This is a genomic window from Myxococcus sp. XM-1-1-1 (assembly GCF_020037095.1).
In the GTDB taxonomy this organism is placed as follows: domain Bacteria; phylum Myxococcota; class Myxococcia; order Myxococcales; family Myxococcaceae; genus Myxococcus; species Myxococcus fulvus.
Genome location: NZ_JAIQDH010000020.1, coordinates 1 through 23,681, shown reverse-complemented (window position 1 = coordinate 23,681; position 23,681 = coordinate 1). Strand labels below are relative to the sequence as shown.

General features: G+C 70.5%; 17 protein-coding genes. 6 read left to right on the top strand and 11 right to left on the bottom strand.

All coding sequences use genetic code 11. The features are described from left to right. Positions 1–14: 14 nt before the first annotated feature. Genes K8640_RS30990 through K8640_RS30980 form a run of 3 tightly spaced genes read right to left on the bottom strand, consistent with a single transcriptional unit; the run spans position 15 to position 3,759 of the window. Positions 15–1,052, bottom strand: coding sequence for an ABC transporter ATP-binding protein (locus K8640_RS30990; RefSeq protein ID WP_223750380.1), 1,038 nt, complete (start codon positions 1,050–1,052; stop codon positions 15–17). After that, positions 1,052–2,716 carry an iron ABC transporter permease gene (locus tag K8640_RS30985; RefSeq protein ID WP_223750379.1) on the bottom strand — a complete coding sequence of 555 codons (1,665 nt, stop codon included), beginning with the start codon at positions 2,714–2,716 and terminating at the stop codon, positions 1,052–1,054. Before K8640_RS30985 ends, K8640_RS30990 begins: the two co-directional genes overlap by 1 nt. After that, entirely contained in the window at positions 2,713–3,759 is a 1,047-nt protein-coding gene (locus tag K8640_RS30980; protein WP_223750378.1) for an ABC transporter substrate-binding protein, read from the bottom strand. The genes K8640_RS30985 and K8640_RS30980 overlap by 4 nt, the downstream gene beginning before the upstream one ends. 141 nt (positions 3,760–3,900) lie before the next feature. Between K8640_RS30980 and K8640_RS30975 the strand changes: the two genes are divergently transcribed. After that, positions 3,901–4,395, top strand: coding sequence for a MarR family winged helix-turn-helix transcriptional regulator (locus K8640_RS30975; protein ID WP_223750377.1), 495 nt, complete (start codon positions 3,901–3,903; stop codon positions 4,393–4,395). Positions 4,396–4,479: 84 nt separating this feature from the next. On the opposite strand, the gene K8640_RS30970 is transcribed toward K8640_RS30975, so the two are convergent. After that, positions 4,480–5,736 carry an SO2930 family diheme c-type cytochrome gene (locus tag K8640_RS30970; protein ID WP_305070696.1) on the bottom strand — a complete coding sequence of 419 codons (1,257 nt, stop codon included), beginning with the start codon at positions 5,734–5,736 and terminating at the stop codon, positions 4,480–4,482. 28 nt (positions 5,737–5,764) lie between these two features. Continuing rightward, on the bottom strand, positions 5,765–7,270 hold the full coding sequence (locus K8640_RS30965) for a parallel beta-helix domain-containing protein (protein WP_223750376.1): 1,506 nt from the start codon (positions 7,268–7,270) through the stop codon (positions 5,765–5,767). A 209-nt stretch (positions 7,271–7,479) separates the two neighbouring features. Between K8640_RS30965 and K8640_RS30960 the strand changes: the two genes are divergently transcribed. The 4 genes from K8640_RS30960 (at position 7,480) to K8640_RS30945 (ending at position 11,873) form a co-directional block, all read left to right on the top strand. Further along, positions 7,480–8,409, top strand: a complete 930-nt coding sequence (locus tag K8640_RS30960; protein ID WP_223750375.1) for a DUF3445 domain-containing protein — start codon at positions 7,480–7,482, stop codon at positions 8,407–8,409. Between the two features lie 211 nt (positions 8,410–8,620). Continuing rightward, positions 8,621–9,400, top strand: a complete 780-nt coding sequence (locus K8640_RS30955) for an FKBP-type peptidyl-prolyl cis-trans isomerase (RefSeq protein ID WP_223750374.1) — start codon at positions 8,621–8,623, stop codon at positions 9,398–9,400. 114 nt (positions 9,401–9,514) lie between these two features. Continuing rightward, on the top strand, positions 9,515–10,345 hold the full coding sequence (locus K8640_RS30950) for a dienelactone hydrolase family protein (protein ID WP_223750373.1): 831 nt from the start codon (positions 9,515–9,517) through the stop codon (positions 10,343–10,345). Positions 10,346–10,454: 109 nt separating this feature from the next. Further along, on the top strand, positions 10,455–11,873 hold the full coding sequence (locus K8640_RS30945; RefSeq protein WP_223750372.1) for an alpha/beta hydrolase: 1,419 nt from the start codon (positions 10,455–10,457) through the stop codon (positions 11,871–11,873). Here the strand turns inward: K8640_RS30945 and K8640_RS30940 are convergent. The 4 genes from K8640_RS30940 to K8640_RS30925 form a co-directional block, all read right to left on the bottom strand. Then, positions 11,867–12,505, bottom strand: a complete 639-nt coding sequence (locus K8640_RS30940; RefSeq protein ID WP_223750371.1) for a CAP domain-containing protein — start codon at positions 12,503–12,505, stop codon at positions 11,867–11,869. The genes K8640_RS30945 and K8640_RS30940 overlap by 7 nt on opposite strands. Positions 12,506–12,581: 76 nt before the next feature. Continuing rightward, complete coding sequence (locus K8640_RS30935; protein ID WP_370640417.1) at positions 12,582–13,205, bottom strand: CAP domain-containing protein; 624 nt, start codon at positions 13,203–13,205, stop codon at positions 12,582–12,584. An 86-nt stretch (positions 13,206–13,291) separates the two neighbouring features. Then, positions 13,292–14,635, bottom strand: a complete 1,344-nt coding sequence (locus tag K8640_RS30930) for a DUF1552 domain-containing protein (protein WP_223750369.1) — start codon at positions 14,633–14,635, stop codon at positions 13,292–13,294. Further along, complete coding sequence (locus K8640_RS30925; RefSeq protein WP_223750368.1) at positions 14,632–16,311, bottom strand: DUF1592 domain-containing protein; 1,680 nt, start codon at positions 16,309–16,311, stop codon at positions 14,632–14,634. The genes K8640_RS30930 and K8640_RS30925 overlap by 4 nt, the downstream gene beginning before the upstream one ends. Positions 16,312–16,582: 271 nt before the next feature. Between K8640_RS30925 and K8640_RS30920 the strand changes: the two genes are divergently transcribed. Further along, positions 16,583–18,352, top strand: coding sequence for a R3H domain-containing nucleic acid-binding protein (locus K8640_RS30920; protein ID WP_223750367.1), 1,770 nt, complete (start codon positions 16,583–16,585; stop codon positions 18,350–18,352). 4 nt (positions 18,353–18,356) lie between these two features. On the opposite strand, the gene K8640_RS30915 is transcribed toward K8640_RS30920, so the two are convergent. Then, complete coding sequence (locus K8640_RS30915) at positions 18,357–19,538, bottom strand: serine hydrolase (RefSeq protein WP_223750366.1); 1,182 nt, start codon at positions 19,536–19,538, stop codon at positions 18,357–18,359. 1,710 nt (positions 19,539–21,248) lie between these two features. Further along, the gene (locus K8640_RS30910; RefSeq protein ID WP_223750365.1) at positions 21,249–23,330 is read right to left on the bottom strand and encodes a M3 family metallopeptidase; all 2,082 of its coding nucleotides are present in this window, start codon (positions 23,328–23,330) and stop codon (positions 21,249–21,251) included. Between the last annotated feature and the right edge of the window lie 351 nt (positions 23,331–23,681).

The following is a 23,681-nucleotide window of genomic DNA, read 5'->3' as shown; positions in this document are numbered from 1 at the left end:
CCCGAGCCCACGCCTCACCGTGGGGCGAAGAGGCGGACCTTGCGCAGGCGGACGTGGAGTGTCTGGCCCGCGCGCACCTCGAGTGGAGGGGCCACCGCGCGCAGGAGGGTGCTGCCGACGGGGAAGCGGTACTCGGCGGCGTGGCCCAGGAACAGGCGCGCGGACAGGGGCAGGGGCGTGCCGTGCTCGCCGAGCTCCACGTCCTCGGGGCGGACCACCAGGGTGGTGGGGCCCGGCGGGGTGGCGGGAGTCCCGGGTGGCAGCGCGAACCCCGTGCCTCCAGGGGTGGTGTGGAAGTGGCCCGCGCGCACCTCGCCCGTGAGCACGTTGGCGCCGCCGACGAAGCCCGCGACGAACGGGGTGGCGGGCTCGCGGTAGAGCGTCTGGGGCGAGTCCACCTGCTCGAGCACGCCCTGGTTCATCACCGCGATGCGGTCCGACAGCGCGAGCGCCTCGCCCTGGTCGTGGGTGACGAAGACGAGCGTGGTGCCCATCTTCGCGCGCAGCGTGGCGAGCTCCGCGCGCAGCTCCTCGCGCAGCGCCGCGTCCAGGTTGGAGAGCGGCTCGTCGAGCAGCAGCACCCGGGGGCTCGCCACCAGGGCGCGCGCGAGCGCCACGCGCTGCAGCTGTCCTCCCGACAGCTCGTGGGGCCTGCGCGTGGCCAGGTGCTCCAGGCGGACCTGTCGCAGGGCCTCGCGCACGCGGGTGGCCAGCTCCGCCTTCGGCACGCGGCGCAGCACCAGCGGATAGGCCACGTTCTCCTCGACGGAGCGGTGGGGCCAGACGGCGTAGCCCTGGAACACCATGCCCAGCCCGCGCCGCTCGGGCGGCACGCGCACGCCGGGGCCCGCCACCGTCTCCTCGCCGATGCGGATGACGCCCGAGTCCGGGTGCTCCAGGCCCGCGAGCATGCGCAGCGTCGTCGTCTTCCCGCAGCCGGAGGGGCCCAGCAGCGACACCAGCTCGCCCTCGTGGACGTCCAGGCTCAGCCCGCGCACCACGGGTGTGGCGCCGTAGGCCTTGAACACGGACCGCAACGCAATCGCCGCCATCACCGCGTCTCCGTCGCGCGACGCGACACCAGCGCGAGCACCGCTTGTCCCGCCACCACCAGCGCCACGAAGGCGCACGCGAGCACCGCCGCGGAGGCCGGGTCCGCGTAGCTCTGCAGGTCGAACAGCAGCTTGCCCAGCACCTCCGAGCCCGCGGGCACCAGCAGCACGGACATGGTGATTTCCGTCGCGCACGCCAGGAAGGTCAGGATGAAGGCCACCGTCAGCGCGGGACGCAGCAGCGGCAGCGGCACGTCCAGGAACGCGCGCAGCGGGCCCGCGCCCGACACGCGCGCCGCCTCCGTCAGCGAGGGGTCCAGCTGCGCGAGCGCCTCCGAGGCGTTGCGGGTGCCCAGCGCCAGGTACTTCGCCGCGTACGCGACGAGCAGCAGCCACGGCGTGTGCGCCAGCGCCAGCACGAAGGCCACGCGGTCCACGAGGATGAAGCGCCAGTCGCGCGAGAACGCGACGAGCAGCGCCAGCGCCAGCACCGTGCCCGGCACCGCGTAGGGCCAGACGGCGAGCGCCTCCACGCCCGCGCCCAGGCGACGCCACGCCCGCTGGAGCAGCGCCGCCGACAGCCCCAGGCCACACACCAGCGCGCCCGCGCCCGTCGCGAGCAGCAGGCTCAAGCCCGTGGCGCGCAGCGTGCGCGGCTCGAACAGCACGCCGGACCAGTGCGACAGCGTCAACTCCTCCCACGCCAGCCGGGCCCCGAAGCCCCGCTGCAGCGAGGTGAGCAGGATGGCGCCCAGGGGCAGCAGCACCAGCAGCACGCAGGCCGCCGCCACGCCGCCGGTGGCCAGTCTCCGCGCGCGGCCCAGGGACAAGGGCCGTGGAGACAGCCCCTTGCCCGCGCTCAACCGCACGCGCCCCGCGCGCCCCAGCGTCCACGTGGCGAAGAGCGACAGCGGCGTGAGCAGCAGCAGCACGAGCGCGAGCGTGCTCGCGCGTCCCAGGCCCTCGTCGCCCAGCAGGACCAGCTCGTAGATGCGCGTGGTGAGCACCCGCGTGGGCGGCGTCGCGGACACGCCCAGGAGGTACGGCACCCCGAACGACGACGCGGCCATCAGGAACACCATCACCGCGCCGGAGAGCAGCGACGGCATCACCAGCGGCACCGTCGTCGTGAGCAGCGCGCGCAGGGGGGAGGCGCCGCACACGCGCGCGGCCTCCTCCAGCGCCGGGTCCACGCGCCTCAGCGCCGCGGCGCCCGCGAGCAGCACGAGTGGAAGGCCGGACACACCCTCGACGAAGGCGATGCCCACCGGGCCGTGGATGTCGAGCGTGCCAGCGCCCAGCAGGCGATTGAGATAGCCCGCGCGAGGGCTCGCCAATGACAACCACCCCATGCCCCAGATGAAGGCGGGGATGGCGGAGGGCAGGGTGAAGAGCACGGTGAAGGCGCCGCGCAGCGGCAGGTCCGTGCGGAACAGCAAGAGCGACAGCGGCGTGCCCAGGCAGAGCGCCAGCAGCGCCGCGCCGCCGGAGATGGCCAGCGTGTTGAGCAGCGCGCCCGTCTCCGCGCCCAGGCCGCTCATCCCCGCCTCACCCGTCTGCGCGCCGAGCCCGCGCGCCAGCAGCGCCACCACTGGCCCCACCGCGAAGACGAGCAGCGGCGTAAGCCACGCGCCAAGCCCCAGCCACCGCGTGGGCACCCTCATCGCGCGAAGGCCCGGCTGAAGGCTTCCTTGATGGCGCTGCCCCGCGTGAGCCCCTGCTCCAGGAGGGGCGGCGTCCACGGCTGCGTGCGCTGTAGCAGCGCGTCCACGCCCGGCTCCTCGCGCGGGCCCGGCAGCCGGGGGTCCACCGCGTGCATGTCTCCCTTCTCGACGATGAGGCGCTGGCCCTCGGGAGACAGCATCACGTCCACCACGGCGCGGGCGGCCACGGGGTTCGGCGTCCCGGCGAGGATGGCCACGGGGCCGGGGATGGTGACCGCGCCGTCGGTGGGCCAGACGATGTGCAGCCTGCTGCCGCGCGCCCGGGCGGCCAGCGCGTTCTCGAGCAGCAGCACGCCCGCGTCGGCCTCGCCGCTCTCGACCTTCTGGAGCACCGCCGCGTTGCCGCCGGCCACGAGCGCGCCGTGCTCGCGCAGGCCGGTGAAGTACGCCTCGCCGTACCTGGAATGACAGAACACGGCCCACGTGAAGGCGGTCCCCGACGTGAGCGGGTCGCCGATGGCCACGCGTCCCTTCCAGCTCCCATCCACCAGCGCCGCGAAAGAGGTGGGCGGAGGCGGAGAGCCCTCGCGATGCACCAGCACCATGGTGGACACGCGGATGGAGGCGTAGCGGGCATCCAGGTCCACCAACGCGCGCGGGGCCCGCAGCACGTGCACGGACGCATACGGCAGGAGGGCCCCCTCGCGCGCGAGCCGCTCGACGAGGAACGGGTCCGACGCGGAGAGGAGGTCCGCGCGCACGGCGCCCGCGGCGCGCTCGGCCTCCAGGCGACTGGCCACCTTCTCGCTGCCGGCCTGGTACCAGCGCACCGTGACGCCGGGGAGCTTCTCCTTCAGGAGCGGCTCCATCGCGTCCAGCACGTGCTGATACATGGACGTGTAGACCCAGACCTCGCCCGATGGCGCGCCCTCGTGCTTGTTGGCGGCGCCGGACGCGGGCGCCGCGGACTCGATGCGGCACGCGGCGAGCACCGCCAGCGCGACGGCGAGGCCCAAGGCCCGGGCGAGGAGGGGAAGGGACATGGGGGCGGGATTATGCGACACGCCTGCGGAAAGTCCTGGGGGGCGATGTCACGAAAGGACCCACGGGTCGACGACGACAAGGCCAGGTCCAGGGAGGACCCGCATTGCACAACCCGGGATGTGAATGCGACACAGTGGCGCATGTCACGCCGGATGGAAGACGTGGACGTGCGCCCCGAGTCGCTGGACCTGGGGTACCTGGCCCTCTTCGTGGGGCAGCGGATGAACGACCAGGTGCTGGAGGAGCTCCACGGCGCGGGCTTCACCGGGCTGCGCCACTCGCACGGCCATGTCTTCCAGCACCTGCTGGGCGGCGCGCGCTCCATCAGCGAGCTGGCGAAGCTGTTGGGGGTGACGCAGCAGGCGGCGTCCAAGTCCGTCGCGGAGCTGGAGTCGCTGGGCTACGTGGACAAGACGGAGACCGGGGACGCGCGCGTGCGTCAGGTGGCCCTGTCGCCCCGCGGGCTCGCGTCGGTGGAGAAGTCCCGGGCGCTGCGCTCCGCGCTCCAGAAGCGCTTCGAGCGCCAGCATGGCGAAGGCCCGCTGCAGGAGGCCCGCACGCTGCTGGCGGGCATGCTCGTGTCGCTGGGCGGTGAGGACGCGGCGCGCCGCCGCCGGGTGCGGCCGACTCGCTGAGGCCCGACAAGGCGAAGGCCCTCCGCCGTGCCTCGAAGGGGCAGCGGCGAAGGGCCTTCATCCACACCCAGGACTGTCGCGCCGCTACTTGCAGGACCGCGGCGGCATGGCGTCAATCCAATCGGCGATGAGCTGCGAGCCCACGTCATGGCGCAGGGCGCGGCCAATCTCCGGCATCATCTTCCCCGACTCCTCGGTGTGCAGCCGGTACCAGAGGATGGACGTGGAGTGGTCTCCGGGGACGATGTCGAACTCACCGCCCACGCCGCTGCCCGCGGAGCCCGGGCGCTTGCAGTAGCCCAGGCTGAACTCGTCCGTCGTCTTGATGTCCAGGAACAGCCGGCTGGTGATGCCCGGCTGCGCCTTCGGGTTGTGGCAATGCGCGCAGTTGATGTCCAGGTACGTGCGCGCCCGCTCGGCCACCGTGGCCTCCGTGGCGTCGAACGCGTTCGGCGCGCGGGGGATGTTGGCGGAAGGCAGGTTGCCCAGCTTCCCCAGCGCCGCCAGGTGCTGGAGCTGGTTCACCGGCTGCCCGTCGTAGACGTGCTCCCGGTTGAGGTAGCGCGCCTTCACGCCGATGGGCACCAGGTACTGGTTGTCCTGCGCGTCCACCTCGTGGTGGCACTTCTGGCACTGGTTGCGCTGGGGTACCAGGTAGTTGAACGTCTTCTTCACGCCCTCGGCGTCGATGAACTCGAAGTTCTCGAATACGTAGCCGCCGACGACCTTGGTCGCCTCTGTCAGCGCGTCGTTCCAGACGTAGGGATACGCCTCCCAGCCGCTCGGCTGTCGCACCAGGATGCGTGTCTCCAGCGGGCGCACATTCTTGTCCGGCTCCCGGAAGTCCGCCGGGTACGCGAACGTCTTGGTGATGATGGTCCCCACCGGCAGGTCCAACACGTCGTTCGCCGAATACAGCGCCTTCTTGCCGTCCGGCACGTACAGCGTGCGGGACTTCAGCGAGTAGTCGGAGAACAGCGGCGTGGTCAGCTCGTACGGGATGTTGCCCGCCACGGGCTGGAAGTCCCCCGTCGCCGGCGTGCCCGTGAAGAGCTTCAGGTCCGACAGCTTGTTCGGGATGACCACCGTGCCCGGAGGCCCGGCGTCGGGCGTGCCCGCGTCGGGGGGACCCGCGTCCGGCACCCCCGCGTCGGGGGGCCCCGCGTCCGGGCCCGAGTCCGGCGCACCCGCGTCCGGCGTGCCGGCATCCCCTTGCGAGGGATTGCCCGCGTCCGGCGTGGGCTCGTTGCCCGGTGGGTCCTCGTCACCGGAGCAGGCGGCCACCGCCGCGGCGAGCAGCACCGCGGCGAGGCCCAGATGTTTCGTGTACGGCGCGCGCATGGCGACGGGCGTCCTCGGTCCGCTCACTTCAGGGGAGGTCCAGCGCGGGCGCGAAGCCGCGGCAGTTGAACGGCTCGGCGCCCTGGTCGTAGCGCGCCGTCGCGGCCCACGCCGCCGCCGGGTTGGGCGTCTGCGCCGTCAGGTACGCCTGCACCGACTGCAGGTCCAGGTCCACCACCGCCTGCTTCGTCGTGGCCGGCACCGTGTTGTTGTAGAAGCACAGGTTCAGCGCGTTGGGCTCGCGGCCCTCGGCGCGCGGCGCCGGGTCGATGCCGTCCCACAGCACGTGCTCCACGCGCTCCACGCCGTGCACCGCCTTGCCGTACGCGTACAGGTTGAACATCAGCGCGCCCAGCGGGCGCTTCTGCAGGTCCGGCTGGCCGTTGTCCACGTTCGCGCCGCTGCCACCCAGGAACGTGTTGTCGTGGATGGACACATCGCCCGTGTTGAAGTTGAAGAAGCCCGCCGACCACAGGATGGGGTTGGGCTCGATGGCCAGGCCGCTGAGCACCGCGATGTCCACGGAGCCGTTGTCACCCCACGTGTTGCCCACGAACTCCACCCGGCGCGACGCCAGGATGAACGTGCCCGTGCCCGCCGGCACCTGCGACACCGTGCTGCTGCTGGCCGTCACCGACGCGAAGTTCGGCCGGTTGTTGCCCGTGATGGTGTTCTTGGTGATGAGGATGTCGGTGCCCTTGATGGGGTTGCCCGGCAGGTCGAACACCACCAGGCCCGTGGTGTTGTCGATGGCCGTGTTGCCCTCCACGTAGGCGAAGCGCGTGTTCTCGATTTCGATGCCCGCCACGTTCTTCTTCGCGATGTTGCGCCGGACGATGGTGTAGCGCGTCTGGCCCACGTAGATGCCCGCGTCCGCGGCGTTGTACGCCTCGCAGTCCTCGATGAGCACGTAGCGCGACTTCACCGGGTAGATGCCGTACTTGCCGTTGTTCTCGTCGTTCTCCACCGCCCACTCGGTGCGGATGCGCTGGATGAACACGTTGGACGAGTTCTCCACGCGCAGCGCGTCCTTCTTCGCGTTCCACAGCGCCACGTCCTTTACCGTGAACAGCTTGCCCACCACGTCCAGGCCGTTGGTGTTGGCCACTGCGTTGGAGAAGTCCAGCACGGTGCTGGCGGCGCCGCCGGTGCCCTCGCCCTGCGCGCCCCGACCCGCGCCGACGATGGTGATGCCGTCCTGGCGGATGGTCACCGCGTTGTTGAACTTGAACGTGCCCGCGCCCAGCTGCACCGTGGTGCACGGCTGCAAGTCATTGACGGCGTTCTGCAGGTCCTGCTCCTGACCCGGATTGAAGGTCAGCGTCTTGCGCTGCGCATCGGTACACGAGAACTCGGCGGGCCACACGTCACCTGAGTCCGGCGTGCCGGAGTCGGGCGTGCCGGCGTCCGTCGCGGGCTCTCCCGGGCTCGGGTTGGGGCTCGCGAACTGACGGTCCTCGTCGTCGTCCGAGCAGGCGGGAAGGGCCAGCAGACTCAGCGCGGCGACGAGCACGGCACGTGACAGACGGTTCATCAGGGTTCCTCCAGGAGTCGGCCATGCCCCCCTCGTGTCTCGACGGGGAGCGGAGCGGGGCGGGGCCAAGGGATGGCGCGAATCCTCATCCCGCCCGCGCCCGACCTCAAGGGTGAGGTGAGGATTTCCTTCGCGCCTGGGTTTCGTGACGCGCTGCGATGTGCAAGGAATGGCAGGCTGTATTTTTCTCGGGTCGGAGCTTCGTCCACGTGCTGCCCTACTTCCCCTTCGAGCAGGACGCCTACGCCATGGCACTTGGAGTGCGCGCCTTGCGTCCCGGTGAAACACTCATCGAGGTAGACGCAGCGCATTATCGCGCTGAGCTGGCGTTGAAAGCCTCGCTGCTCGGCGAGGACCCGCACGCGCGCTTCCAGGCGCAGCCGGGCACCGGGCCCCAGCAGTGGGAGGTGTTGCGGCTCTTGCTGTCGCGCATGGCCGAGCAGACACCGGAGTCGTTCACCCTGCGGGTCGACGACGACGGGCGCTGGCATTGGCACAACACGCTCACGGGCGACGCGGCCTCCTTCACGCCGGGCCAGGAGGACGGCCTGCCGTTCGCGCCGCTGGATTGGGTGGGGAGGCAGGTGCAGGAGGACCTGCTGGTGCTGGACGGCACGCGCGAGGGCTGCCCGCTCATCGCCGGACAGCTCTGCTTCCCCTCTGGCTGGAGCCTGGGGGAGAAGCTGGGCAAGTCCCTGCTCGCGGTGCACGCGCCGGTGCCGGGCTTCGCCGAGCAGATGGGCCGCGGCACGCTGAAGCTGCTGGAGGGCCTCAAGCCGGGCCGCCCCGTCACCCGCTGCAACTGGGCCGTCACCGTCACCGACAGGCTGTGCATGGAGCCGCGCTCCTTCCCCGAGTGGCGCCACCTCTTCGAGGGCCTCACGCCCGACAACGCCGGGGAGCGCTGCTTCCTGCGCCTGGAGCGGCAGACCTTGAGCCGCCTGCCCCAGACGGGCGCCATCCTCTTCACCATCCACACCTACGTGGCCCCGGTGGCCGGCGAGGTGCCCACGCCCGAGCGCCGCCAGCGCCTGGCCCGCGTGCTCGCCACCGTCCCGGACGACCTGAGCGGCTACAAGCGCCTGGGCCCCCTGCGCGAGCCGCTCCTCGCGTACCTGCGCCGCCCTGGCGCTTGTTGACGCTCGAGCCCGGAGTCCCTTCGCGTTCGTAGGGCCTCGGGATGGTGGGTGGAGAAATATCCTACCCGGATGAAACGAGGGCGGCGGATGGGCGTCGCGGTGCGGCGCCAAGAGGAAGGACGCGCGTTTCTGTAGTAAGTCGCCCCTCCGGAACGAGAGATTGGCGGCGCGCTTTCGCCGCCGCGGCCACAAGCGAAGGAAGGGCAAACACATGCGGAAGATGTGTCTGGTTGCGATGATGCTGAGCCTGACGGCGTGCCAGCCGCAGGGTGCGAAGGACGGGGGCGCCACCGCCACGGCGACGGCGGGCGCGGCGGCCAACCCGCAGACCGAGGACCAGAAGACGCTGTACGCGCTCGGTCTGTCCATCGGCAAGAGCATCAGCGTGTTCGACATGACTCCGGAGGAGCTGGAGTACGTCAAGGCGGGCCTCAACGCCCAGGTGAAGGGCGACAAGCCCGCGGTGGAGCTGGAGACGTACGGGCCGAAGCTCCAGGAGCTGGCGCGCGCGCGCACCACCGCCAAGGCGGAGAAGGAGAAGGAGAAGTCCAAGCAGTTCCTGGACGAGGCCGCCAAGGAGTCGGGCGCCACCAAGACGGAGTCCGGCCTGGTGTTCAAGGACATCACCCCCGGCACCGGTGAGTCCCCGAAGGCCACGGACATCGTGAAGGTGCACTACAAGGGCACGCTGCCCAACGGCACGGAGTTCGACAGCTCCTACAAGCGTGGCGAGCCCACGCAGTTCCCGCTCCAGGGCGTCATCAAGTGCTGGACGGAGGGCGTGCAGAAGATGAAGGTCGGCGGCAAGGCCAAGCTGGTGTGCCCGTCCGACATCGCCTACGGCGACCGCGGCGCGCCCCCGAACATCCCGGGCGGCTCGGCGCTGGTGTTCGAGGTGGAGCTGCTGGAGATCGTCAAGCCGCCCGAGGCCCCCCCCGCTGGCGCGCCGGCCGCCCCCGCGACGCCTCCGTCCGCCGAGCAGAAGAAGTAGTCCGGCCCGCTCCAGTCATTGGAGCGTGGGCACATGGAGGGCTGGCGGGGATGCTCCCTGCCGGCCCTCTTCGTTTGCAGTCATGCGAGCGCCTCAGGGCGCGAAGGAGCGTTCATGCACCGTCACCTGCTGTGGTTGGGTGTGTTGTTGCTGGTCTCAGGCTGCACGCGGGGCAAGCCGGTGGAGGTGCGGCGGGAGCCCTCTCCCACGGGCGCGGTCTCCGAGGCGGAGTTCAAGGCCATGCACACCCTGCGCGACGACGCGCCGCCCGAGCTGAAGGGGCAGGAGGTGGAGGTGGCCGGGACGAAGATGTACCTGAGCCTGCCCGAGGGCGCGAAGGGGCCCCTGCCGGCGGTGCTGGTCCTCCATGAGTGGTGGGGGCTCAACTCGCACATCAAGCACTGGGCGGACCGGCTGGCGGCCAACGGCTACGCGGCGCTGGCGGTGGACCTGTATGGCGGCAAGGTGGCCACCACGTCCGAGGAGGCGCTGGCGCTGGTGAAGGCGGTGGACCACGCGCGCGCGGGGCAGACGCTGGTGGCGGCGCACAAGTTCCTCCAGGAGGACGCGCGCGTGAAGGCCACGCGCACGGGCAGCCTGGGGTGGTGCTTCGGCGGGAGCATGTCCCTGCGCACGGCGATGCTGGTGCCGGAGCTGGACGCGGCGGTGATTTATTACGGCAGCCCGGTGACGGACGTGAGCGAGCTGTCGACCATCCGCGCGGCGGTGCTGGGCATCTTCGGGACGCGGGACGCGTCCATTCCGTTGGAGAAGGTGGCGGAGTTCCGCGCGGCGCTGGACCAGCTGGGGATTGCCCACCGCATCGTCGAGCTGGATGGGGAGCATGCGTTCGCGAACCCCTCGGGGGCGCGCTACGACGAGCAGTCGGCCGCCAGGGCGTGGGCGGAGACGTCGATGTTCCTGGAGCACCACCTGAAGCGCTGAGTGGGAGTGTCCAGCGGTCCACACGAGCGAGCCCGGACGCGACACGGTGTTGCGTCCGGGGCCCCGGGTCGGCTTGAACGCGCGCGCGTCAAATCATCGGAGGCGTGGCGTGCCGAGGCTGGGTGTGAGCGTGGTGGTGGTCCTGGGGCTGGTGCTCGTCGGGAGCGGGGCCTGGGCGTCCCGGGCGACGGTCCCCGTCGAGGGGGTCTGGCGTCGGCCGGACGGAGGGCTGGTGCGGGTGGCGGGGGAGGGCACGGCCCCGTTCCTGATGGACTTCGCCTCGCGGCGGCGCTGGCGGTTGGAGCCGAGGGAGCCCGGGGTGTGGGCGCTCGCGGGAAGCCGTCCGGAGGCGCGCGTCACGTGGCGATCGCCGGAGCTGGTGCTCACGGGGGTGAGCGCGGAGCCGATGGTGCTCGCGCCGGCGCCGGTGCGCACCGAGGCGGTGACGGTGTCCGTGGAGGGCGCGGAGCTGCCGGCGACCCTGTGGCTGCCGGGGACGGGAGTGCCCAGGAACGCGGTGGTGCTGCTGCACGACGTGGGGCGGGGCTCTCGCGCGGCGCTGGAGCCCTATCCGGCGCTGCTGGTGGAGCATGGATTCACGGTGCTCACCTACGACGCACGTGGGACGGGGCTGAGCGCGCAGGGTCGTGATGGCCGAGCCACCGATGCCACACGCGCGCCGGGGCTGAAGACGCAGGGCGATGACAAGCGCACCACCGATGCCGCTCTCCAGCCGGGACTGAAGAGGCCGGGCGATGACGGCCGCATTGCCGAAGACGCTCTCCAGCCGGGGCTGAAGGCGCAGGGGGATGACGGCCTCGCGGCGGTGCGGCTGCTGCGGCAGCGGCTGGGCCCCTCGGTTCGGGTAGGGCTGATGGGCTTCGGGCAAGGCGCGTGGACCGCGGTGAACGCGTCGGCGCGCGCGCCGCAGGAGGTGGGCTTCCTCATCCTCATCTCGGGCGGAGCCGGCGCGGTGTGGAAGCAGGAGCAGCACCGCATGCGCAACGAGGGCCGCAAGCGCGGCCTCACCGGGCCGGAGCTGGTGGACCTGAACGAGTTCCTCGAGGTGCTCCACGACGCGCGCCTGTACCAGGACGGCGGCGAGGCCCGTGCACGCAAGACGCTCGACTTCCACTTCCAGCGCGCGAAGCGCAAGCGCTGGCTCGCGGTGACGCCGCTGTCGTCACTCGGAGACGTGACGGTGGAGCGCTTCCTGGAGCGCCAGCGTCCGCTGTGGCGCGACGTGCTGTCCTACGACGCGGCCGAGGACCTGCCACGCGTGCGAGGCCCCGTGCTCGCGCTGCTGGGCGAGCGCGACGAGACGACCCCCGCCGCGCTCACGGCGCGAGCGCTCAACCAGGGGCTGTCGAAGCGCACCGGCGCGAACGACCGCGCACAAGTGAAGGTCATCGAAGGCGCGGACCACGCTCTCGCCGTGGTCACGCGTGAGTCGCCCGCCGTGGAGACGCTGTCCCGGCAGGCGCTGGACACCCTCTCCGCATGGCTGCGCGCCCTGGCATCTCAGTAGGGCTTCTGCCCCGTGTAGTTCCCCGGCGGCGCGTAGTTGCAGACCCAGTACTGCCACGTGGGGAACCTGCTGCCGAACGGCGAGTTCTCCGTGCAAGTCACGGTGGCGCAGCCCACGCGCTTCGTGTCGCGCCACACCACCTGCGTGTAGTGGCCGCACTGCTTGCCCGACGCGCACGAGTTGTTGGCGTAGTTGTAGTCGACGGCCTCATCGCTCCAGCCCTTCACCACCTCCAGCGTGGACATGGAGTTGGGCGTGGCCGCGGTGATGTTCTCACCGTAGGGGCCGCGGTTGGGGTTGTGCCCCCACTGGCACTTCGCCGCCCACGCCTTCGCCACGTCCTCCGCGCCCGTGTCCCAGCCGAGCGGCTCCAGCGCGGGGCTCGGCGTGGGCCTGGCGGAGGCCCGCGTGGCGTTGTGCCCCGTCAGCATGTCCTGCGCGAACTGCGACAGCGACCCGGAGCCCGAGTCGGGCGTACCGGAGTCCGGGCTGCCCGAGCCCCCTCCATCCGGGGTCCCCGCATCCCCCGAAGGCGTGTCGTCATCGTTGTCATCATCGGAGCCGCAGCCGGTGGCGAGGCAGGGCACGAGCAGACCGAGGGCCAGCAGACGTCGGACGGAGGAGCGGTTCATCCCGCGATTATCGACGGCGCCACGGGCCTCCGGAAGGTGTACGCACCCACGCACCCTCCCACGGCGACACCGCGTCTCAGTAGGGCCGCTGTCCCACGAAATTTCCGGGCGGCGCGTAGTTGCAGACCCACAGCTGCCACGTGGGGAAGTCGGCCCCGAAGGGCGAGTTCTTCTTGCACGTCACGGTGGCGCAGCCCACGGCCGTCGTCTTGCGCCACACCACCTGCGTGTAGTGCCCGCACACCTTGCCCTTCTTGCACGTGTTGCGAGCGTGGTCGTAATCGGAGACCTCGTCCGCCCAGCTCTTCACCACCTGCGGCGTGGTCCACGCATCCGGCGTGGCGGCGGCCAGGTTCTCGCCGTACTCACCCCGCTCCGGGTTGTGCTCGAACTTGCAGGCCCTGGCCCAGGAGGCGGCCTGGCGAGCGGCCTCGTCGGACCAGACGAGCGGCGGCAGCGCGGGCTTCGGCGTGGGCCGCGCCTGGGCGCGCGCCTGGTTGTGGGCCTCCACCATGTCGCGCGCGAAGTCCTTCGCCGTGGGCTGCGCGGGCCGGGTCTGCGGAGCGCTCCGGGCCTGCTGTCCCCGGGGCGCGCTGGCGGAGGCCCGCTGGGGCGGCGCGGCCTTGCGCGCGCTGGACTTCGAGGCCGACGCGCAGCCGGGAGGAAACACGAGCAGGAGCAGGACGACTGCGCGGAGCACGGAAGACGGACGCATGCCGAGGATGATGCGTCAGGACGTCCGTCCATGCATGGTGACGTTTTGCGTCCATGCCGCGAGGTCGGGCGCTACCCCCCGAATCCCGGCAATTCTCCCGTACCGTCCGAGCCAAAAGTCGTGATTCCGGGGACGCCCATGGCCCGCATCATGGAGATGTAGAGGTTGGCGATGGGCAGGCCCGTCGCGCGCAGGTGTCGGTTGGTGCCCACCGCGCCGCCACACCGGCCGGCGATGAGCACGGGCAGGTTGCGATGGATGTGCCCGTTGCCGTCCTCCAGCTCGCTCGTGAAGTAGACCATCGAGCTGTCGAGCAGCGACGCGCCGCTGGCATCCCGGCTCTCCTTCAACCGCCGCACGAGGTAGGCGTACTGCTCCACCTCCCACCGGTCGATGCGTGAGAGCGCGTCGAAGTTGGCCGGGACGAACTGGTGGTGCGAGTACGCATGGTGTCCGCCGCTGAGCCCGAGGAAGCCGTACACCTTGTTGCTGCGCGCGTTGGCGAGCATGAAGGTCGCCACGCGGGTGAGGTCGCATTGGAAGGCGAGGACGATGAGGTCCATCATCGCCTTCGTCTTGGCGCGAGGGTCCTCGTTGTCGACGGGCGACACCTGGGCGCCGCACACGGGTACCTGTTGCCCCAGGACCTCCAGCTGCTTCTCCAAATCTCGCACGCTGGTGAAGTACTCCTCCAGCTTGCGCTGGTCCGTCACGCCGAGCTGCTTCTGGAGCGCCGTGGCGTCCTCGCGCACGAAGTCGATGATGCTCAGGCCATAGGCGCGGCGCTTCTCCACCTGGGCCTGGGTGGAGCCGGGGTCCACGCCGCCGAAGAGCCGGTCGAAGACGGCCTTGGGGCGCACCTCCTTGGCCATGGGCGTGCGAGGCCCGGCCCAGGAGATGTTGTTGGCGTAGGGGCACGCATAGCCGGAGTCACAGTTGCCGATGCCGCGCCCCGCGTCGTTGCCCAGCTCCAGCGAGGCGAAGCGCGTGGCCTTCTGCTGGGCCAGGTGTCGGGCGATGACCTGGTCCATGGAGATGCCCGCGCGGAAGTCGGTGCCCTCCGTCTTGACGGCCTTCATGCAGGACAAGAGCGCGGCGGTGCCCGCGGCGTGGTGGCCGTCGCCGTCGGGCCTGCCCGCGTCGTTGGTGAGCCCGCTGATGACGAGCACGTCGCTCTTCACCGCCGCCAGGGGTTGGAGCGTGGGCGTCAGCTCCCAGGAGGCGCCCGTGCCGGTGGGCAGCCACTTCTGCATGTGGATGCCATTGGGCACGTAGAAGACGGCCAGGCGGCGAGGGGCCAGGGGCGCCTCGGCGGCGTTGGCGGTGGAGACCATGCGCTCGAGCAACGGGAGCGCCATCAGCGCGCCCGTGCCGCGCAGGAAGGTTCGACGGGAGAGTGGCCGCTTGTGGCTCATGGCGTCTGGGCCTCCGTGTCGCCGCGCCGGGAGGTGAACGAGTCACTGAGGACGATGGCGAGGATGTAGTCGACGAGCCGCCCGCCGCTGGCCTCCGCGGAGGCGGAGATTTCGCGCACCACGCACGCGTCGGCCTCGGACATGCCCCGGCCGAGCGCGTACGTGAGCAGGTGCTCGGTGATGCACGCGGGCAGCTTCGGGTCCTCCTTGACGAAGCGCCGCATGTCCGCGCCACCGTTGAGCACGGCGCCGTCGGGCAGGTCCCCCGTGGCGTCCACCGGCGCGCCGCTGACCTCGTTGAGCCGCCAGCGGCCGATGGGGTCGTAGTTCTCCAGCGCGAGCCCCAGCGGGTCCATCATCCGGTGACAGCCCTGGCACTGCGGCAGGCTGCGGTGCAGCGCCATGCGCTCCTTCATCGTCATGAGCGGATTGACCGGAGGCGGCAGTCCCTCGACGTTCGGCGGCGGCGGCGGCGGCGCGGAGCACAGCAGCTGCTCGAGCACCCACACCCCGCGCTGCACGGGCGAGGTGCGGTCCGGATTGGAGGTGACGGTGAGCAGCGAGCCGTGGCCGAAGATGCCCTGGCGCTCGGGGTGCGCGGACAGGTCCACGCGCTTCGGCGTGGCGCTGCCGGGCAGCGGCAGTCCGTAGTGCGCGGCGAGCGCGTCGTTGACGTAGGTGAACGGCGCGTCGAGCAGGTCGCGCAGCTTGTGGTCACCGGTGAGGAACTCCTGGAAGACGAGCTCCGTCTCCTGGCGCATGGCCTGGCGCAGGTCCTCGTTGAAGGTGCCGTAGAGCATCGGGTCCGGCTCGGCGGAGGCGAGCGCGCGGGTGAAGAGCCACTGTCCGGCGAAGTTGCTCACCAGGGCCTGGGCCTTGGGGTCCGCGAGCATGCGGCGCACCTGGGCCTCCAACTGCTCGGGCGTGGAGAGCTGTCCCTGCTCCGCGGCCTGGAGGAGCGCCTCGTCGGGCATGCTGCTCCAGAGGAAGTAGGACAGGCGGCTCGCCAGCTCGAAGGCGTCCAGCCGATGGGGCGAGAGGGACGTGGCCTGCGGGTCCTTCTCCACGCGGAAGAGGAAGTGGGGCGAGACGAGCACCGTGCGCAGGGCGAGCTTCACGCCGGCCTCGGGCGGGTCTCCGTGTCGCTTCGCGAGCGTGAGCGCGCCGAGCAGCCGGTCCACCTCCTCGGGTGTCACGGGGCGGCGCCAGGCGCGGCGGGCGAAGCGCGAGAGGATGTCGCGTGCGCAGGGCTCTGGGTTCGTGGCGTCCAGGGTGCATGTGCGCACGGTGCCCTGGGCCCAGGCGTTCTCCACGAGCTTCTCCGCCGCGGTGGCGTACTTCTCCAGCAGCAGGGGCGAGAGGCTGAGGACGTCGGCGTTGTTGTCGAAGCCGTAGCCGTGGTCATCGGCGGGGAAGTCGCGCGCGGGGCGGGTGGTGTCGCCGAGCAGGTCCCTCACGGTGGCGTCGTACTCGGCGCGGTTGAGGCGGTGCAGGGTGACGCGGCCCGGGTCCGCGGAGGTGTTCTCGCAGCCCTCGGCGTGGGTGGGCGGCGGCTCGGGGAGGACGCGGGCCTTGGGCAGCGAGTCTCCCTTGCAGGCGGCGAGCAGCAGGAGGAGGCCCGTGCTCGCGCGGGCGCGCCAGGGGCGTCGCCTCCGTTCGTGAAACCTGGAAGTCACTGCACCTTCCCCCTTTCACCGAGCCGCCCGAGGCGGAGTTCGGTGAGGGCCGAAGCAAATCCCTCTCCAGCGCGAGGCGGTGGGCGGTGAACGCGGGGGCCGTCCCGAGGGGAGGGTGAGGGGGTGGGCAGTGCCCTGTCATGGGTCGGAGGAGGGCGGTCGAGGGGAAGCGGGGTGCCGTTGGTGGGCGTGCGGGAGGGTGGTGGAGGGAGCAGGTTGAGGTGGAGGGGCATGGATGCCGCCCCGGGCGTTCCGGTAGAGGAGAGGCGCCATGACCTCACCGCGTGTCGATGCCGTCGCCGATGACTTCCTGTTGCTGGTGGAGGTGTTGCCGGAGGGGCTGCGGACGGCGGTGGGGGCGCTTGCTCCCTCGGAGGTGTTGGAGGTGGTGTTGGACCTGGGGCGGGTGCCGGAGGCGCGGCTGGTGGACCGGGTGGTGCGGCTGCGCGAGACGCCGGTGGGGGTGGAGGACCTGCGTCAGGTGATGGAGCGGGTGGGGGCGCCGGGGGAGGACAACCGCGCGGGCATCGAGCGGACGTTGCATCGGGTGTCGGCCATCCGGAACCGGCGCGGGCAGGTGGTGGGGCTGACGCTGCGGGTGGGGCGGGCGGTGTTCGGGACCATCGACATGTTGAAGGACCTCATCGGCTCGGGGCGCAACCTGCTGTTGTTGGGGCGGCCCGGGGTGGGAAAGACGACGAAGCTGCGCGAGGTGGCGCGCGTGCTCGCGGATGACCTGGGCAAGCGGGTGATGGTGGTGGACACGTCCAACGAGATTGGTGGGGACGGGGACGTGCCGCATCCGGGGATTGGTGGGGCGCGGCGGATGCAGGTGTCGCGGCCGGACCGGCAGCACGACGTGATGATCGAAGCGGTGGAGAACCACATGCCCGAGGTCATCATCGTGGATGAAATCGGGACCTCGGCGGAGGCGTCGGCGGCGCGGACGATTGCCGAGCGGGGCGTGCAGTTGGTGGCGACGGCGCACGGCAACACGCTGGAGAACCTGGTGTTGAACCCGACGCTGTCGGACCTGGTGGGCGGGGTGCAGACGGTGACGCTGAGCGACGACGAGGCCCGGCGCAGGCGCACGCAGAAGACGGTGAGCGAGCGCAAGTCGCCGCCCACGTTCGACATCGTGGTGGAGATGGTGGGCCGTGACGAGGTGCGCGTGCACGGCGACACGGCGGAGGCGGTGGACCGGCTGCTGGCCGGCAAGGACGTCGGCGGCGAGCGACGAAGGCAGGACGCGCAGTCGGGGCGCGTGGAGGTGGAGCCCGCGAGGCAGGTCACGGTGGCTCCGGAAGGAAGAGCCGCGTCGAGCACGGAAGAGGAACCCGAGGGACCGGCATCCGAGGGCGTCTCTGTGTCAGGTGAGACGCCCGAGCACGGGGGGCCCTTCACTCCGCCACCTGACGAACTGCCGGCACCGAGTCCGGAGCCGCGCGCGCCGGAGCCCGCGAGCCCCAGGCAGACGCGGTTCTCCTCGCGGTTCGTCGACGAGCCCCAGGAGGAAGGGGCCGCGCCGGCGGCCCGCCCCACGCGCATCTATCCGCACGGCGTGAGCCGGGAGCTGTTGCAGCGGGTGCTGCGCGAGATTCCGGTGGAGGTGCGACTGGTCAGCCGGCTGGAGTCGGCGGACCTCGTCGTCACGCTGCGCTCGAACGCGAACGACCCGAGGATGCGTCGGGTGGTGGCGAAGACCGGCGCGCGCGTGGAGTCCGTGAAGCGCAGCAGCTCCGCGGAGCTGCGCCGGATGTTGAAGGGCTTCTTCAACGTGCTGGAGGGCGTGGACGCGGAGGAGGTCCGCGAGGCGGTGGCCGAGGCCGAGGCCGCCGTCCAGCGCGCCCTGCGCGAGGGCGTCCTGGTGGAGCTCGCACCGCGCCAGCCCCGCGTGCGCAAGCTCCAGCATCGTCTGGTGAGCCGCTACCGCCTGGAGGCGGTGAGCCACGGCAGCGAGCCCTCCAGGCATCTGGTCATCTACCCGCTGGGCGCGGAGCTCGACGCCGCGCTCGCGGAGGAGACGGAAGGCGGCGCGTGAGCGCTCAGCGTCCGTCCCAGAAGACCCGGTCGCCGTACTCCCAATCGAAGGGCACGCCCGTCTCCCCCAGCACGAAGCGCACCAGCTGGGGGAAGGCGTTCTCGGCGCGCACGTCGTTGGCGAGAATCAGCACACAGCGGCGCGCGCCGGGCAGACACACGAGCGTGTTGCCGGTGCTGTCATTGTGCCCGCCCTTGTAGAAGCCGCGCCCCTGCGGCCCCTCGAACAGCACCACGCCGAGCCCCGCGGCCAGGTCCTTGCGGCGCTGCTCCACGGGCAGCTCGGCCTGGAGCGAGGGGAACTGGCTCTTGGTGGTGATGGCGAGCTGCGGCGAGGTCAGCTCGGCGAAGGACTGTGACGACAAGCCCTCACCGCGCACCAGCGCCGCGGCGAAGCGCGCCAGGTCATCGATGGTCGTGTCCATGGAGCCCGCGGCGCGCACGGTGCTGCGCTCGTCGTGCGGCTCCACCGCGCCCTCCATCGTCCACCCGTCCGCGAGGTTCTTCGCGAAGTCCGGTCTCCACACCATGCTGGTGTTGACCATGCCGAAGCGGTCGAACACGCGCTTCTGCATCTCCGCGCCCAGGTCCAGTCCCAGTCCCCGCTCCAGCACGAACTGCAACAGGATGAGCCCATCCCCCGAGTACGCATACCGGCTGCCCGGGTCGAAGTGGAAGCGCAGCCGCTGGTCTGGCTCGAGGAAGCCGAAGTTGGCGAAGCCCACGCTGTGGGTGAGCGGGTGGCGCGGCGTGATTCGCTTCCAGCGCTCGTCATCGGCCAGGTGCGACCACGTCGAGTAGCGCTGCTCGTCCGGGTACTCCGGGAGCGGCTTGTCGAGGTAGCGCGAGATGGGCGTGTCGAGCTGGAGCTTCTTCTCGTCCACCAGCTGCAACACCGTATAGGCGAAGACCGTCTTGGTGATGGAGGCGCCATACATCACGGTGTCCGTCTGGAGCGGCTCGCCCTGGGCGTTGCGAGCGCCGTAGGCCCGCGTCGCCACCACGCGCCCGTCGTCAATCACCGCGATGGCCAGCCCCTTGGCGCCCGTCGCCGCCATGGCGCGAGCGACCTCGGCATCCAGCGCGGCCGTGTCAGGAAGGGAAGGAGGCGCCTGACGTGAAGCGGACGTCGTGGCACAGCCGCTGGTGACGAACAGACCCAGGACACACGCATGCAGCAGTTTCATCGAGATGAGCTCCGGACCGAGGCGTCTCCACCCTCGAAGTCGAGGCTCAATCTACCGGCGCCACCGGGCTCCTTCAATTGTTCCGAGGAGACTTCGGTAACCCGATTACCAAGACATGCGGTTCATCCCCGAGGGGCTGTCACCTGTCGGCATCCAAAGGTCTTGAGGTCTTCCGTCACCGTGTAGCACTCTTGTCCCTGTGGGCAGAGTTGCTCGCCGAAGTCGCAGGCTCGGTAGCAGACACTACGGCCTTGGCTGCCGGCACCACAGACGGACCCAGGGGGACAGCTGTGGGCCTTGAAGGGACTGCAGCTCTTGCGACACTCGAAGATGGCGACCTCGAGACGCGCGTCGACCTCACAGACCTCACCCTCCGCGCACCCCGTATCCAGGCAGTTTCTTCCGATGCGGGTGAAGCATGCCGGCGCGGCGTCGAGTTCGAGGCACTCCTGGCCCTGCGGGCATTGCCCTTCACGACATGACGGCATGCAGCCAGGGCCACCCGGTGTTGCGACGCAGCGCTGCCCCGAGGGGCAGCTCCCCAAGGTGTTCAGTTCACAAGGGCGTCCGCACTTGCCCTGGACACAGCGCAGCCCCCTGTCGCACATCTGGGAGAGGTCACTCGACAGGTGGTGACACGCCTCGCCCTCCTTGCGCGTGCCGGAGGACATGCAGCGATGGATGGGCGCTCCAGAAGAGACGTTGCTGGCAAGCCGGCAGACCTCTTCCTGGGCACAATCCTCATCGCGCGCGCAGTTGGAGGACTGACAGCTCATGATGCTGTCGCGAGGTTCGAACACGCAGCCTTGCCCCGTGGGGCAGTCAGAGCTGTTGGCGCAGCGCCGTGATTCGGTGGCCAGCGCGGCGTCTTCCGCTTGCTGGTCGGGGCCGAGAGGGCTGTCCGCGCCTGGCGTGGAGGAGGGCTCGGACGGACGAGGGGCTGACACCTGCTGGGTCGCTGGAATCGCGCTGACGGTCGCCGAGGATGCTTGTCGCCGCGCGTCTCGCACCGCCCCTTTCTCGGCATGGAGAGGTGGCTTCGGGCCGAACGGCACAGACGGTGTTGGCTCTGAGGTTGAAGATGCAGCTGTGGCAGGGCTCTCGATGTGGGGAACACCGAATCGCCAGTTCGTGGCATAGCCGGCAACGATGGTGATGCCAACCACGCACAATGTCAGGCGTACCATCGTTGCCTTCATGATTCAGTGGATTCCTTGCTTACGGCGTGCCGCCATCAGGAGTGACGATCTTGCGGCAGGTGCAGTGCAGGCCCGTGCCGTTCTGGTAATCCACGCAGTAGACTTGGTAACCAGCCGGGCACGTGAAGTGATAGGTGGGGTCACTGCCGCCGCCCCCTCCCGTGCCTGTCCCGCCGCCCCCGCTCCCTCCGCCGGAGCCACCCCCGCCAGGGTTGCCGTTGTTGGCGCACCCTTGCTCAAGGAACTCACAATGCATTGCATCCGCAGGTGCGCTCGTCAGCGAGACTGCGATGGGAAGCAGCCCCAACGCAGCCGCCATGAGCGACGCCGCGACGTGCGACTTGATTTGACGCATATGTCCCCCTCTTCATTGCCCCAGGATGGGCGGGCGAAGGGTACATCTGCGTTGATGATGTCTGCAATTGATTTGTTGTGAGGCTTCAGGGTGGGGAAGGTGTCAACCCATTGGATGGGGAGCCCATGGTGACACGGGCTCCCCGGGGGATGCGTGTTACTTCCCGGCGTCGACGTAGGCGCGGTACGCCTCGAAGCCGTAGTCACGGCCGAGGAAGTCCTTCACCAGCTCGGCGGCGGGCTTGGCTCCGCCCGGCTCCAGCACGGTGCGGCGGTACTTCATCGCCGTCTCGCGGTCCAGGTAGCCCTTCTTCTGGAACTCCGTCTCCAGGTCCTTCGCGATGACGGAGGACCACAGGTACGTGTAGTACGCGGCCGAGTACCCATCCAGGTGGCCGAACGCGAGCTCGAAGTGCGTTCCCGGGCGGTGCTCGTGCTTGAACGGGCTGAGCTTCGTCTGCTGTTCCACCAGCGCCGCGGTGGTGTCGAAGCCCGGCTTGCGCGAGTAGTAGTCCAGGCTCACCGCGGACAGGAACAGCTGCCGCCGCGCCCACAGGCCCTTGCCGAACTCCTTCGACGCGCGCAGCTTCTCGACCATCTCCGCGGGAATCGCGGCCTCCGTCTCGTGGTGCTTTGCGAACTCCTTGAGCACCTCGGGGTTGCCCGCCCACTGCTGGAGCAGCATCGACGGCGTCTCGACGAAGTCCCACTCGGTGCGGATGCCGGAGATGCCGCTCCACTGCTGCTTGCCGGAGAACACCGCGTGCAGCAGGTGGCCGAACTCGTGGAAGAACGTCTCCACCTCGTCGTGCGTCATCAGCTCGCCGGGGCGCGCGAAGTTGCACACCAGGGTGCCCTCGGGGAGCCGCTTGCCGGCCTGGCCCTGCGCCAGGTCGAACTGGGCCGCGTGCTTGTACTTGTCGTCACGCGGGTGCATGTCCAGGTAGATGCGGCCCAGCAGCGTGCCGTTGTCGAGCACGTCGTAGGCCTCCACCTCCGGGTGCCACACCTTGGCGTCCGCCGCGCGCTGGTAGGTGATGCCCCAGATGCGCGAGGTGATGTCCATCACGCCCGCCTTCACCCGGCTGTACTCCAGATACGGGCGCACCTGCTGCGAGTCGAACCCGAAGCGCTCCGCGCGCAGCCGGTCCTCGTAGTAGTCCTGGTCCCAGGGCTCGAGCGTCTTGGCGCTCGGGACGTCCTTCTTCTTGCGCGCCAGCAGGTCCGCGAACTCCTGCTTCGCTCTCGCCTGGGTGGCGTCCGCCAGCCGGTCGATGAACTCCGACGCGGCCTTCTGCGTGCGGGTCATCTTGGTCTCGGTGGTGTACGCGGCCCAGGACTCGTAGCCCAGGAGCGTGGCCAGCTCGTGGCGCTTGGCGATGAGCTGCTGGAGCACCTCCTGGTTCGCCGGGAAGGCGCGCTGGCGGTAGGTGCGCCAGAGCTTCTCGCGCGCCTTGCCGTCCTTCGCGTACGTCATGAACGGGAAGTAGTCGGGGTAGTTGGTGGTGATGACCACCTTGCCGTCCTTCCCGGCCGGGTGGGACTTCACGTAGTCCTCGGGCAGCCCGGCGAGCTCCTTGGGCGTGAGGGACACCTGGCGCACGCCCTCGGCGATGTTCTTGCCGAACTGCTGGCCCAGCTTGAGCAGCTCCTCGTTGAGCGACTTCACCTTCGCGCGCGTGGCGTCATCGCGGTCCACGCCGGCGCGGCGGAAGTCGAGCAGCGTGCGCTCCATCCAGTACTTCGTCGGCCCGTCCGCCTGGGACAGGTCCACCGCGGACAGCGCGTCATAGACGCCGCGGTCCTGGGAGATCTCCACGTTGAGGGCGTCCACGCGCTGCTCGCACTCGCGGGCGGCGTCGCGGAAGGCGGGCAGCGGGTGGACCTCGCGCGCGAGGCTGGAGCGGTTCGCGGCGGCGATGAGCGAGCCCGTCGCCTCGTCATACGCGGCGAGCACGGCCTGGGCATCCTTGCGCGCGTCCAGCTTCGTGAGCGCGGTGATTTGGGCCTGGGCGCGCTCGAGGTCGGCGGTGCAGGCGGCGGTGAAGGCCTCGGCGGTGCCGGCGAGCACGTCCGACGTCCGGGGCGCGGGCAGCGGCGCCGGGGTCTTCTCCGGAGCCGGCGTGGCGGGCGCGGTGGCCTGCTCGGGCGGGGTGGTCGGCTCGGTGGCCGCGGTGCCATGCGTGCAGCCGGCCGCCGCCAGGGCCGCCGACAGGGTGAGCGCAGTCAGTCTCTTCAAGGCAGATTCCTCCGGGATTCCAACACAAACGCCCGAGCGTCATGCCACATCCCGGCCTGCCGTGCTCGCCCGTCGCCCGGGCCTGCTGACATTCTCGGACGACCTTCCAACACAAGGAGGTGAGGACTGCGTCGGGCTGATGCGCTGGGCGGGCCCGCGGCTCGAGGGTTTCCATCGGGTGCGAGGGCAGGTGCGCAGGAGGCCGCGGTGAGGGACCACTGTGTCGGGCTGAGGCGCTGAGCGAGCCTGCGGCGCGAGGGGTTCCATCGGGGGCGCAGGAGGTCGCGGTGAGGGATGAGGACTGCGTCGAGCTGGTGCGTTGGGTGGGCCCGCGTCTTCGCCTGCGGCGTC

What these genes read in the sequence shown, in the direction of transcription:
- K8640_RS30950 (WP_223750373.1), top strand. Translation starts at nt 9,515, where the DNA reads ATGCACCGTCACCTGCTGTGGTTGGGTGTGTTGTTGCTGGTCTCAGGC.
- K8640_RS30930 (WP_223750369.1), bottom strand. Translation starts at nt 14,635, where the DNA reads ATGAGCCACAAGCGGCCACTCTCCCGTCGAACCTTCCTGCGCGGCACG.
- K8640_RS30975 (WP_223750377.1), top strand. Translation starts at nt 3,901, where the DNA reads ATGTCACGCCGGATGGAAGACGTGGACGTGCGCCCCGAGTCGCTGGAC.
- K8640_RS30990 (WP_223750380.1), bottom strand. Translation starts at nt 1,052, where the DNA reads ATGGCGGCGATTGCGTTGCGGTCCGTGTTCAAGGCCTACGGCGCCACA.
- K8640_RS30965 (WP_223750376.1), bottom strand. Translation starts at nt 7,270, where the DNA reads ATGAACCGTCTGTCACGTGCCGTGCTCGTCGCCGCGCTGAGTCTGCTG.
- K8640_RS30920 (WP_223750367.1), top strand. Translation starts at nt 16,583, where the DNA reads ATGACCTCACCGCGTGTCGATGCCGTCGCCGATGACTTCCTGTTGCTG.
- K8640_RS30915 (WP_223750366.1), bottom strand. Translation starts at nt 19,538, where the DNA reads ATGAAACTGCTGCATGCGTGTGTCCTGGGTCTGTTCGTCACCAGCGGC.
- K8640_RS30970 (WP_305070696.1), bottom strand. Translation starts at nt 5,736, where the DNA reads ATGCGCGCGCCGTACACGAAACATCTGGGCCTCGCCGCGGTGCTGCTC.
- K8640_RS30940 (WP_223750371.1), bottom strand. Translation starts at nt 12,505, where the DNA reads ATGAACCGCTCCTCCGTCCGACGTCTGCTGGCCCTCGGTCTGCTCGTG.
- K8640_RS30980 (WP_223750378.1), bottom strand. Translation starts at nt 3,759, where the DNA reads ATGTCCCTTCCCCTCCTCGCCCGGGCCTTGGGCCTCGCCGTCGCGCTG.
- K8640_RS30955 (WP_223750374.1), top strand. Translation starts at nt 8,621, where the DNA reads ATGCGGAAGATGTGTCTGGTTGCGATGATGCTGAGCCTGACGGCGTGC.
- K8640_RS30985 (WP_223750379.1), bottom strand. Translation starts at nt 2,716, where the DNA reads ATGAGGGTGCCCACGCGGTGGCTGGGGCTTGGCGCGTGGCTTACGCCG.